Genomic DNA, 12,919 nt, shown 5'->3' on the forward strand with positions numbered 1-12,919 from the left:
TGAATTTATTAGCTGAGAATATCTTTTTTATTAAATATGAATGAGGTTGCTGAAAAGAACACCACTATGTGACCAGCAAGAACAAATACTGATTTCATTATTTCGCTATAATTCATTGGATCATCAAAAAAATCTCTCCAATTCATCATATAACTTGTGAAAAGATACGGTTTTAATTCCCTGAGTATTTCAACATCAAATGCAGACAGAATAATAAAAATGATGATTACTGCCATTGTTGCAACTATCGGACCGATGGCATTTTCGACAAGTGAAGAAAAGAAGATTGCAAGACTTGCAACGACCATCATACTCAAAATTGCAAATCCATAAGCTAAAGCAAACCTCCACAAAATATCGCTTTTCTCGAAAATTATAATTGCCTGGCTTCCTGCAACAATCAATTCCCCGCTGCCGAAAATGATTAGCCCGATTACGAGACTCATAAATGCCAGGAAAAGGATTAATGAGCTTGTATAAATCAACCCTCCAAGAAACTTTGAGGTTACAATCTGCATCCTTGATACAGGTCTTGTAACAAGCAATCTGTATGTTCCGGCTGTAGCTTCGCCGGCAAGCAGATCACCCGCAACCAATGTTATTAAGAAAGGAATATGAATAGTTAATGCATTCAGTATTATGTACGAAATCCAGTATCCGTTAAGAAGATTCCCCACCAGCACGAATGAATCCCGCAAACCTCTCGTGACAAAATTTATTGATTCTTCCCCTTCCAGATACATTGCCAGATGAAGTAAAGGAACAAGAATTCCGATTGCGATAAATCCAATGTAGGTGCGCCATTTCCTGAAAATTTTTAACAGCTCAATTCTAACAAGTGTGTTAATCATTTGGCACCGGATGTTATGCTGAGGAAATAATCTTCAAGCGAACGAACAGGAACTAGTGCATTTACCATAATTCCGTTTTCAACGAGATATTTATTGATGATCGGAATTTCATTTTGTTCAAGATTTAAACTGATTTTATTTCCGGTGAATGTTTCAACTTGATTTATCCATTTAGTTGTCTCAAGAATTTTCTTCACAGATTCAACGTTTTCAACTTCGATTGTTACTTTAAGCTTGTTTGAATTAAGAAGTTTGCTTACTTCTCCCTCAACAATCTTTTTACCTTTGTTAATAATTATCATACGGTTAGCAACGAGCTCAATCTCAGATAAAATATGCGATGAAAGGAATATTGTCTTGTTTTCTTCTTTACTTAAACGAATAATTAAATCTCTGATTTCCTTCATCCCTTGTGGGTCAAGTCCGGTTGTTGGTTCATCAAGAACTATAAGTTCGGGATCGTGCAATAAAGTCTGAGCAATCCCTAATCTCTGCTTCATTCCGTGCGAATAAGTTTTGACTTTGCTTTTTGCCCTGTCTTTTAATCCGACAAGTTCCAACAATTCCATTATTCTCTTTCGGGATACCTCTTTTCCTGAGATTTTAGCCAATATTTCAAGGTTTTTGATCGCAGGCAGATATAGATAAAAATCTGGTTTTTCTACTATCGCACCGATGTTAGTGAGAATCTCTTTTCGATTTTCTAAAAGAGATTTTCCAAAAATATTAATAGTTCCCGATGTTGGAGAGATTAATGAAAGAATCATTCTGATTGTAGTGCTTTTACCAGCACCATTCGGGCCAAGAAATCCGAACACGTCTCCTCTGTTTACATTTAAATCCAATTCATCAACAGCGAGTACGTCTTTGAACCTTTTACTTAATGAAGAAATCTCAATTACTTTTTCAGATGAACTCAATTATTCACTTAATATTATGGATGTCAATTCAAAACTAATGTAAAATTTTCTGGCACGAAACTAATTTTAGATGAGCGGCAAACGGTCTCCATAAAAATTTTAGATTCAAATCAAAATTTAAAACGAGAAAACAGAAAAAAAATTTTTCCAAACGTGGCAAATTTAATTTGCAATTTTTAAAAAATATTATGAAGTTAGCATTGCCTTGTTGGAGTAAAAAAATTTTGAAAACTTGTTATGCTGTTTCTTCTTCAAAGAAGTTTTACTTCCTTTAGACTCCAACTCAAAATCAATTTAATAGTTTTTTTGTTATTTTAAAATAATTACTTATTAAGTGAATATCCTTCTTCTTTTAAATAACTTTTATTCAATAATTTTTGACCAACTAAAAACCGGGAGAGTTTGATGCAGGTAAAAAGACTTTTCACTACAGCTGGTAAAGACCCTCTTTCAACAATCAAATTTGCAAAGCGCAGATCCGAGATAAAAAATCCCGATGGCTCAATTGTATTTAAAATGGAAGATGTATCTGTCCCTGAAAGCTGGTCACAGGTAGCCACAGATATCATCGCACAAAAGTATTTCAGAAAAGCCGGCATCCCGAAACTCCTGGTAAAAGCTTTTGAAGAAGGTGTTCCTGAGTGGCTGCAGCCATCAGTAGCTGACAAAGATCGACTTAATACTCTCCCCGAAGATGACCGTTTTACCTCCGAGCGTGATTCCCGCCAGGTTTTCCACAGATTGGCTGGCTGCTGGACTTACTGGGGCTGGAAAGGCGGTTATTTTGATACAGAAGAAGATGCCAAAGCTTTTTATGATGAACTAATGTATATGCTTGCAAACCAGTATGCCGCTCCAAACAGCCCACAATGGTTCAATACGGGCTTAAATTGGGCTTATGGAATTACCGGACCTTCTCAGGGACATTATTATGTCGATTACCAAACCGGTGAATTGGTTTCATCGACAGATGCTTACACTCACCCTCAGCCGCACGCCTGTTTCATTCAATCTGTGAGTGATGACTTAGTAAATGAAGGCGGAATAATGGATCTCTGGGTTCGTGAAGCCAGGCTATTTAAATATGGTTCCGGAACTGGTTCAAACTTTTCCGATTTAAGAGGAAATAACGAGCCTCTGAGCGGCGGCGGCAAATCCTCAGGTTTGATGTCATTCCTGAAGATAGGTGATCGCTCTGCTGGTGCAATTAAATCAGGCGGAACAACCAGAAGAGCAGCAAAAATGGTCACACTTGATCTTGATCATCCTGATATTGAAGAATTTGTTAATTGGAAAGTGGTTGAAGAACAGAAAGTTGCTTCACTTGTTGCAGGATCGCAGCTCGCTAATTTCCATTTAAATAATATTATGTCAGCCTGCCATTCCGAGCATCCTGAAAATGACAGATTCAACAAGCATGTAAATAAAAGATTAAAAGCAGCAGTTCTTGAAGCCCGCAAAGCAATGATACCAAATAATTACATTGAGCGGGTTATCCAGCTTGCAAAACAGGGTTTCAAATCAATTGAATTTCCTGAATATGACACTGATTGGAATTCAGATTCTTATGCTACTGTTTCAGGACAAAATTCAAATAACTCCATCAGAGTTACTAACGATTTTATGAATGCAGTTCTTGATGATAAAGATTGGAATTTGTACTGGAGAATAGAAAAACGAAAAGCAAAAAATGAAAACCGGAATCCAAAGCCATGTAAAACTTTAAGAGCAAGAGATTTATGGAATGATATTTCATTCGCTGCGTGGTCTTCTGCTGATCCCGGAATCCAATTTCATAATAACATTAATGATTGGCACACCTGTCCTGAAAGCGGTGAAATTCGTGCATCAAATCCTTGCAGTGAGTATATGTTTCTTGATGATACTGCGTGCAATCTCGCTTCACTCAATCTTGTTAAGTTCTACAATATCAAAGAAAAGAAATTTAGTGTTGATGAATACCGTCACGCTTCGAGGATATGGACAATAGTTCTTGAAATCAGTGTTACGATGGCGCAATTCCCGAGCAGAAATATTGCAAAATTAAGTTATGAGTACAGAACTCTTGGTTTAGGTTATGCAAACCTCGGAACTTTACTTATGCTTCAGGGAATTCCTTATGACAGTAATGAAGGATTTGCGATCTGCGGAGCTTTGACTGCAATAATGCATATGTCAGCCTATACCGCTTCCGCAGAAATGAGCAAAGAACTTGGATCTTTCCCGGGTTTTAAGCAGAATAAAAAACATATGCTTCGTGTAATCAGAAATCATAAACGAGCAGCTTACAATGTTCCAAATGAGGAATATGAAAACCTAAAAATTTATCCGGTTGGAATTAATCCCAAACACTGTCCATCAGATTTGTTGAAAGCAGCAAGAGAAGATGCTGACAGAGCGCTGGAACTTGGTGAGCAGTTCGGATTTCGTAATGCACAGGTTACCGTTATCGCTCCAACAGGAACAATAGGACTTGTGATGGATTGCGATACTACCGGTGTTGAACCAGACTTCGCACTTGTGAAATTCAAGAAGCTTGCCGGCGGTGGTTATTTCAAAATTATCAATCAGTCCATTCCACCTGCCTTGGAAAGATTAGGATATAATAAAGACCAGATAAACGAAATTGTGAAGTACGCAAATGGTCAGGGAACGCTGCAAGGTTGTCCATATATCAACCCGGAATCATTGAAAGCTAAAGGTTTTACTGAAGAAGCCATTTCCAAAGTTGAAAAGACGCTACCAACAGTATTTGAAATCAGCTTTGCTTTTAATCAGTTTACGTTGGGAAGAGATTTCCTTCTCAACAATCTTGAAATTGATGAATCTAAAATTGACCGCTTTGATTTCAACCTTTTAGAAGAAATTGGATTTTCCCGGCAGGAAATTGCATCTGCAAACGATTACGTCTGCGGGACTATGACGATTGAAGGCGCTCCATTCCTAAGACACGAACACTACCCTGTTTTCGATTGCGCTAACAAATGCGGAAAGAAAGGGACAAGATTCATTCGTGCATTGGCACATATTAAGATGATGGCTGCAGCACAGCCGTTTATTTCCGGTGCAATTTCAAAGACAATCAATCTTCCTAACCAATCAACAATTGAAGATGTAAAAGATGCTTATATGCAATCCTGGAAGTTGGGAGTAAAAGCTAATGCGCTTTACAGGGATGGTTCAAAGCTTTCGCAGCCGTTGAATACTTTGAGTGAAGAAGATGTTGAAGCATTGATTGAAGACAAAGAAAAGCACGATATGGTAAAAGTTGCGGAAAGAATAATACACCGCTATATAGCAAAGAGGAGAAGGTTACCGGACAGAAGATCTGGTTATACACAGAAAGCAAAAATTAACGGGCAATCCGTTTACATCAGAACCGGTGAATATGATAACGGACAGATTGGTGAAATATTTATCGATATGCATCGTGAAGGCGCAGCATTCCGAAGCTTGCTGAACTGCTTTGCAATTTCAATTTCGCTTGGATTGCAGCACGGCGTTCCATTAGAAGAGTTCGTGGATGCATTTGTATTTACAAGATTTGAACCGAGCGGAATTGTAACCGGCAACGAAAAAATTAAGATGGCTACTTCTGTAATTGATTATATATTCAGAGAGCTTGCGGTTACTTATTTAAATCGATTTGATCTCGCACATATTGAGCCTGAAGAAATTAAATCAAAAGCTTCTCCGGGGATTGTTAAGAAGTTTGCTGAACCTGATTTTATAAGCGAAGAAATCGTAAGTGAAAGACTTGTCGAGCTTGATAAAGATAATGTGGATGATTTCTCTAAACCCACAAGACCTCAAAACTCACACTTAAAGCGTGATATGCCAACTGCAACTAGTAAAAAAGCTGAATTGAATACACAAGTTAAAATGGCAATTGAACGCGGTTACACTGGCGATATCTGCACAGAATGCCAAAGTATGACAATGGTAAGAAACGGAACCTGCCTGAAATGTATGACCTGCGGCTCTACTTCGGGTTGTAGTTAATTTCTAAGAAATATTAGTTACGTAAAAGCCATTCTCAAAAGGAATGGCTTTTTTATTAACGGTGTTGTGCCTAAGCTGCTGCCCATAACAAGAATGCAGAACTAAAACACAACAGCCAATGATTAAGCAAACTGTGCTTATCTTTCTTTGCAAGCACGGTTTGCAAGTTAATTAATTAGAACGAACACCTTGAACAGCAAACTTTACACGAAACGACAAACCCGAAAACCTCTAAAATGCCAAATGCGAATTGGCAGTCAGCTTGAGGCACGGGTTAGGTGTTTATTTAATATAACCGTTTCCATTCTATACAATTAAAAATTTCTGTTAATCGTCCTACATAGTTTAAGCCAGTTTCACTACTATCTACCACGTTTGATGGGTTTGGTAAATAAGTTAAATCTTTATTTAGGTTGTTTACTAATACACAGATGACTTGCTTATCAAAGCAATCTGATTTGATTTCATCGACAGTTTCGTAATATGTGTAAGTCACACCTTTTTGATGATCAACGCTATTAGGATCATAAACTAAAACGTATTTACCTGTTGTATCATTTTTAAATTTTTCAATCTCAACTGTTCTTAATGCAATACAACTATTTAATTCAACCGTGTCTAATTAAGTCTTACTATTGTTATTTTGTAAAATATCATTTGATAATGAATTTATTGAATCAACAATAATAGAAAAGTCTGATTGTGATAAACTGGCTATGCCCTTGTAAATGAATTTACCGTGAGATTCAGTGGCTAGATTAAGTATAAAAAGAGAATCTTTTTGTTGTGCTAAAACTGTCGTGAATTTTGAGAAAATACCATAAGGACCTAAAAGTGCAGCAAAAAGAATGTGTTTATCATTGTAAAATGTATCAATAAATTCATACTCATTCGGATAATATTGATTTGGCAAGTATGAATCCAAATAACATATTTTATCAGTTGGTTCCGCGGTTCTGATTTCATCAAACCAGTATTCTTTAATTTCCTTTTCGGTTTTAGAAGAAACCATATTACCTATTCTCTTAAAAGTACAACAAGCAGAAATTAGAACTGAAATAAGAATTAAAATTGAGATTGGTATTTTCATAAACACCTAACTAATACTTATACTGCAATGATTTATTGCTTAAAGAACGTAGATATGCGTACAGTTGCATATCAACGTTCCATTTGTGTTAAAATTTCCTCAAAATCTTAATATTTAAAAATAGTTCGTGCATATCTATCATCCGGATTAATTTCAGTAATACAAACCAAATAATCAATTTGAATTTACAATACCCATCATTGCGTTTTCTCCGTCAACCCATTCGATTCAAACCGTCTCGCACCCATATAGGTTCTTGAGTAATAATCATAATCAAGCGCAGTTATAGTTACACCTTTTTTTGTGCTTGCGTGCGCAAAGAGATTATCGCCAATGTAAATACCAACGTGCCCGGGCTTTACTCTTTTTCGTGTGTTAAAAAATACAAGGTCACCAACTTTCAGCTCTTCGCCTTTATCAATTACGCTTCCCTGTGTGTACTGTAATCTCGCAGATCGTTCGAGTGGAAGATTGAAAACATCCTTAAAAATTATCTGAGTAAATGCAGAACAATCCATTCCGGCTTTTGTGTTCCCGCCATATTTGTATGGAGTTCCTAGGTATTTGATAATTTCCATTAGCATCTTTTCCCTAATAGTCGTATAATCATATCCCGGAACATCAAATGTGTATTCAGTTTCTTTTACTGCGAGAAGACTTGAAACGTCAACATCCGGTTCTTCTAATGGTAGTTCGCTTGGATCTTTTAAATCCAGGTTAAGATCTACGATCATTGAGTCATCTTCGGAAGTAAACCTTACAGAAGATTTATCTTTGTCTTCGTCGGGAGTTTTTTTACCAAAACGGATAGTGTTGCTTGATGAGCAGGAGAAAATAAGCAGCAATGAAAAGAAGAAAATGAATATTTGCGCAATTGGGATTCTCAACTTCAGCCAAGATATTTTTTTAATTCCTTGCTTCGGGTTGTATTTCGCAGCCGTCGAATGGCTTTTTCTTTGATCTGGCGGACTCTTTCACGAGTCAGATTGAACTTTTCACCAATCTCTTCCAGAGTTAGCGGTTCATCACAATCTATTCCGAAATAAAGTTTTACCACTTCTGCTTCTCGCGCTGAAAGCTTGGATAAAGCTCTCTGAATTTCTTCTCTGAACGATTCATTCATTAAAGTGTCGTCGGGTGAAGGTTCGTCCGGATTTTCAAGTACATCAAGAAGACGATTTTCTTCGCTTGATGAAAAAGGTGCATCCATTGATAAGTGTTTTGCTGACAAATTCATTGCTTCAGAAACTTCCTCAACGTCCATTTGGAGTTCTTCTGCCAACTCTTCGGGACTCGGTTCTCTTTCGAATTCCTGCTCCAGATTACTGTATGCTTTACCGATTTTATTTAAAGCACCGACACGATTCAAAGGAAGTCTTACAATTCGTGATTGTTCTGCAAGCGCTTGCATAATTGATTGGCGAATCCACCATACAGCATACGAAATAAATTTAAAGCCGCGCGTTTCATCAAATCTTCTCGCAGCTTTAATTAGTCCGAGATTGCCTTCATTTATCAAATCGCCAAGTGAAAGCCCCTGATTCTGATATTGCTTTGCAACACTAACCACAAACCGCAAATTTGCCTTGGTTAATTTTTCGAGAGCACCTGCGTCGCCTTCTTTGATTTTTCTTGCAAGCTCTATCTCCTGCTCGGCAGTAAGCAGAGTAACTTTCCCGATGTCGTGGAAATATTTATCCAGCGCCTGCGAATCTCTTTGTGTAAATTGCTTTGTGATTTTCACGACTTGCTCTTACCCGATTTTTCAGAGTTAACTGAATCAACAATTCCAACAATTGATGCGTCAACTGGAGCCATGTCAACAGGCAACGGAATCACAGCTTCAGATGCTGTTATGTAATAAATAATTTCACCTGGACCTGAACCAACTGTATCAACAGCAATAATCGGATCTCCGGTTTTCTCCAGTTCACCATTTAACGGTTGTACTATCATCAGCTTAAAATTGCTCAATGACGGATGCTTCCGCGTTGCCCAGATATTTCCAATTACTTTTCCGAGGAACAATTTCTGCTCGCTAAATTTTAAATTTATTTTTCTGCCACATCAAGCTTATCTACAATGCCCATAATTACTGCATCAACAGGCTTATCTTTCGTAAAGCTGGTCATTCTTGAGGAACTTCCTGTTGCAACCAGAACAACTTCTCCTTCTCCGGCACCAACACTGTCTACTGCAACAACGAATCTATCTTTCTCTTTCAAATCAATAGTAAGTTCACGGACAATTAAAAATTTTGCACCAACAAGATTTTCATCTTTTTTTGTTGACCAGACGGTCCCAATAACTCTTCCAAGAAACATTTAAGCTCCCACTTCTTGTGGATGAATGATTTTTAAACCTGTTTTAATGTACCGATCTGGATTTAAAGTTACAATCGGCAGTTTATTTATTGACGAAACAACAGCAAACAAAGCATCACGATCATTAGTGGTTTTACCGGCAAAATCCGGAACACTTAACGCATATCGTGAATGCAGACCAAGCACCTTTAATGAATCCAGAACGCTACGAACTGCAGATTTCTCTTCATCGATTTTGCAGACAGCTAAAATTTCAGCAGCATTCAAAACGGTAGTAAAGCAAATTCCGGTCTGCATCAGGTTCATTAAATAATTATTTTCATTTGATACCAGATAATCAACCAACACATCAGTTTCTAATAGATACTTAGTCATTCAGAAACCGGTCTTTAAAGCTGCTTTCTCTCAATGAACCTGCAGCAAGAATTAATTTAATTATAACCCAATCCGGTAAGTCCTGGATTTCTTTTATCTTTTTGAACTGAATCAGATCCAATTCAATTTCGTTCTCTTTTTTTTGAAAAGTAGACCTGATACCCAGCTTTACTGATTTATAACCAGAGCTTATTAAATCACCAATTCTTTCGGAAATAGTATTATCAGAGCTTTTATCATCTATATCAATGAACAATTCCTGCTGTTGCATTCATTCCTACCTATTCATTTAAGAAACTGACGCCATTCAGATTATTTTTAACGCTAAAAAAATCTGCTGCTGTTTTTGCTACGTCCGAAAACGTTTTTCTTACACCAAGATTTTTTCCTGTAACACCTTTTTTGTAATAAAGCAAGGGAACATACTCCCTGCTGTGATCAGTACTTGGAGTAGTCGGATCGTTACCATGGTCAGCTGTAATAATCAGTCTGTCACTCTCATCAAGCTTATCTAAAAATGCTGGAAGAAACTGATCGAATTCCACCAGCTTTTGCGCAAAACCTTCCGGATCATTTCTATGTCCGAAATACACATCGAAATCTACAAGATTTGCAAAAATAAAACCACCCTTTGATTCGACTGCACATTTCAATAGTTGTTCACAGCCTTCTTCGTTTGACTTCGTCAACAATTGTTTCTTAATTCCTTTATAGTTGAATAGATCGTTTATCTTACCGATACCTACTGTGGTAATATTATGAGTTGAAAGAATATCAAGAATTGTTGGCTCAGGTGGATCCAGTGAAAAATCTTTTCTGTTTTTAGTTCTGGTAAAATTTCCGGGAGTTCCTATAAAAGGACGAGCAATCACTCTCCCGACTTGCAAAGGATATTCTAAAACTTTTTCACGAGTAATGGAACAGATTTCATAAAGCTTCTTGAGTGGAATGACTTCTTCGTGTGCTGCGATTTGGAAAACAGAATCTGCTGAAGTATAAATTATCGGGAAACCAGTCCCGATATGTTCCTCACCAAGTTCATCAATTATTACAGTTCCGGAAGCAGGTTTATTGCCTAAAATTCCTTTGCATCCAGTCTCCTTTATAAATCTGCTAACAATATCGCTGTTAAAACCTTTTGGGAAATAAGAAAAATCAGTAGTAACGTGGAGTCCGGCAAGTTCCCAATGACCTGTTGTTGAATCTTTTCCTTCAGATATTTCAGCCATTTTGCCGAAAGATGCTTCGGGTTTGGTAACTGTTCGGATACCTTTTACTCGCTCAATATTTCCAAGACCGAGTGATTCCAGATTTGGAAGATGTAAACCATTGACCGCTTCAGCAATATTGCATAATGTGTTGCTGCCTTCATCTTTGTATTTATGAGCATCAGGAAGTTCGCCGATTCCAACTCCATCAAGAACAATTACAAAGAAGTTTTTCATCTCAGTGAACGAAATATTTAATTTACATTGAGGACGGCGTTTCCGCCTTTTTCGAGAGCTTTAGTAAGAGCGAGATTAGCATTGTGCAGCACTTCATCGACATTATCTTTATTTGTAGTTGAAGCAATGCCAATAGATACTGTGAAAGTTGTTTGTTTGGAGACTACTGCTATTGGTTTGCGGGCAATCTTAACACGAATTTTTTCAGCCCAGACGAACACATTCTTTGTTGAAGCATTAAAAAAGTAGATGGCAAAAATCCTGTCATCAAGTCTTCCAAAAAGATTCAAGGGAGTCATTTCATCGGAAATAATTTCTGAAATTGTCGATACTACTTTTGGCAGCGGGTTATCATCGAAGAGAGATTCCTGTTCAATAAAGTCATCAATTTTAATCAAAGCAATAGTTCCAGGGACTTCCAGCTGTTTTGATTTTATTAAATCAACAAGTAATCTTTCTTTGAAAGAAGAGGCATTGAGTGCTCTTGTTTCAAAATCAACCGAAGTCAGGTTCTTCAGCAGCTTTTGAGTGGAATGCGTGTAAATAATGTAAGCCAGAACATTGAGAGATTTTTTGAGGAACTGAACATCATTATTACTGTAAGCATTTTTCTTTAAGCTCTCAAAACAGATTACACCATAATTCTGTTTATTGTATATCAATGGTATTGTAAGAAATGAACCATCAAACGAAACATCTTCTGCGCGAGAGAACCTCTTATAGTTCCCTGTTGAAGTATCATCAATTTTCACCGGAATGCCTGTTACAATTGATTTACCTACCAAAGTCCCGTTAATATCAATCTGTAATTCAGTCCCTATATATTTTAGTGCGGTTGTGTTTTCAACTTTTATAGTTTTAAAGATTTTCTCAATAGGTTCAAAATAGATAAATACGAATGCATCCCATTTGATCATGCTTTTCAACGCTTCTGGAAGTGCATTAATCATTTCCTTTTCATCTTCAAATTCATTCTCAGGTCCTAAGATTTTCAACAGCCCTTCAAGTCTCTTCTGTGAAATCGTATCACTGTATTTTTCTTCAAAGATTCCAATCAGCATTGTTATTAGTCTTATAAACCTGCCGAGAGAATAAATAGTTTCTATACCAAATGCATCTTCAACTTTAGAATCAATTGCTATTATTGCTACCAGCTCATTATTGTAGAAAACCGGCACACCGGCAAAACTTTTTATTCCCTGCGGTGCGTCATAATACCTGATAACATCGGCTTCGGCAGCACGTGATATATCCGTTAATAGTTCTGGTTCACCTGATTCAACTATTTTACTAAGTACATCATCCTCGATATCAAATTTTCTTTTTGTAAGCTGGTTGGAAGATGATATTGATTTTTCGATAATTAATTTTTCTTTTTTCTTATTATACCAGAAGTATATCGCGGAATGAGCGTTATAAAGTTCTGTCATTACCGTGAGCATTCTTTCAATCACAAAGCCAAACTGCTCATCGTGGCCGGTACCGGGAGGCAGTGTTTCTTTTACTATTTCGTCAAATCGCTCTTTAAGATCATGAGGTTTTAAAGTAGTCTTGGAAACACCGTATTCAGGTCTATATGTCTCATCAGTTATTACATCAATGTTTCTGTTCTTTGACACGATTTTAAAAGACTCTTCGTGATCAGAATGACCTGTCGGTACAGTTTCTGGAATTGTCTCTTCGGCTTCTGAGATGGAATACCCGCCAGAAAATCTAATTGAGTCACGTAAAAAGATTATAAATGCAACATAAATTACGAGCAAACCAATTATGATCAGACGGATGATAAGATCGTCACTAAAGAAAAGACCGGACGCAAGTATAGGAATTACAAGGAAAATTAAAATTCTTTTGCGTTGTCTTTTATCCAGCATGTGACGATTAAATAGGAAAAAATAATTTGTAGAATAAA

General features: G+C 37.0%; 12 protein-coding genes. 1 reads left to right on the plus strand and 11 read right to left on the minus strand.

The features are described 5' to 3' along the window. Positions 1-8 precede the first annotated feature (8 nt). Positions 9-851 carry an ABC transporter permease subunit gene (locus IPM14_07665; protein ID MBK9097984.1) on the minus strand — a complete coding sequence of 281 codons (843 nt, stop codon included), beginning with the start codon at positions 849-851 and terminating at the stop codon, positions 9-11. Then, a complete protein-coding gene (locus IPM14_07670; protein ID MBK9097985.1) occupies positions 848-1,771 on the minus strand; it encodes an ABC transporter ATP-binding protein in 924 nt (307 codons plus the stop codon). Before IPM14_07670 ends, IPM14_07665 begins: the two co-directional genes overlap by 4 nt. 405 nt (positions 1,772-2,176) lie before the next feature. Between IPM14_07670 and IPM14_07675 the strand changes: the two genes are divergently transcribed. Beyond that, positions 2,177-5,773, plus strand: a complete 3,597-nt coding sequence (locus IPM14_07675; GenBank protein ID MBK9097986.1) for a vitamin B12-dependent ribonucleotide reductase — start codon at positions 2,177-2,179, stop codon at positions 5,771-5,773. A 622-nt stretch (positions 5,774-6,395) separates the two neighbouring features. Here the strand turns inward: IPM14_07675 and IPM14_07680 are convergent. The 9 genes from IPM14_07680 to IPM14_07720 form a co-directional block, all read right to left on the minus strand. Then, the gene (locus tag IPM14_07680; protein ID MBK9097987.1) at positions 6,396-6,863 is read right to left on the minus strand and encodes a hypothetical protein; all 468 of its coding nucleotides are present in this window, start codon (positions 6,861-6,863) and stop codon (positions 6,396-6,398) included. 197 nt (positions 6,864-7,060) lie between these two features. After that, entirely contained in the window at positions 7,061-7,750 is a 690-nt protein-coding gene (locus IPM14_07685) for a C40 family peptidase (protein MBK9097988.1), read from the minus strand. Between the two features lie 2 nt (positions 7,751-7,752). Beyond that, positions 7,753-8,607, minus strand: coding sequence for an RNA polymerase sigma factor RpoD/SigA (locus IPM14_07690; GenBank protein ID MBK9097989.1), 855 nt, complete (start codon positions 8,605-8,607; stop codon positions 7,753-7,755). Continuing rightward, entirely contained in the window at positions 8,604-8,891 is a 288-nt protein-coding gene (locus tag IPM14_07695) for a EutN/CcmL family microcompartment protein (protein ID MBK9097990.1), read from the minus strand. The genes IPM14_07690 and IPM14_07695 overlap by 4 nt, the downstream gene beginning before the upstream one ends. 23 nt (positions 8,892-8,914) lie before the next feature. Then, positions 8,915-9,187: a EutN/CcmL family microcompartment protein gene (locus IPM14_07700; protein MBK9097991.1), complete on the minus strand. Its 273-nt coding sequence runs from the start codon at positions 9,185-9,187 to the stop codon at positions 8,915-8,917. Further along, a complete protein-coding gene (locus tag IPM14_07705) occupies positions 9,188-9,562 on the minus strand; it encodes a hypothetical protein (protein MBK9097992.1) in 375 nt (124 codons plus the stop codon). It abuts the gene before it with no gap. Then, the gene (locus IPM14_07710) at positions 9,555-9,833 is read right to left on the minus strand and encodes a hypothetical protein (protein MBK9097993.1); all 279 of its coding nucleotides are present in this window, start codon (positions 9,831-9,833) and stop codon (positions 9,555-9,557) included. Before IPM14_07710 ends, IPM14_07705 begins: the two co-directional genes overlap by 8 nt. 10 nt (positions 9,834-9,843) lie before the next feature. After that, on the minus strand, positions 9,844-11,007 hold the full coding sequence (locus IPM14_07715; protein ID MBK9097994.1) for a phosphopentomutase: 1,164 nt from the start codon (positions 11,005-11,007) through the stop codon (positions 9,844-9,846). Positions 11,008-11,024: 17 nt separating this feature from the next. Continuing rightward, on the minus strand, positions 11,025-12,878 hold the full coding sequence (locus tag IPM14_07720; GenBank protein MBK9097995.1) for a GAF domain-containing protein: 1,854 nt from the start codon (positions 12,876-12,878) through the stop codon (positions 11,025-11,027). Positions 12,879-12,919 lie beyond the last annotated feature (41 nt).

Source organism: bacterium (assembly GCA_016716565.1).
Taxonomy (GTDB): domain Bacteria; phylum Bacteroidota; class Ignavibacteria; order Ignavibacteriales; family Ignavibacteriaceae; genus IGN2.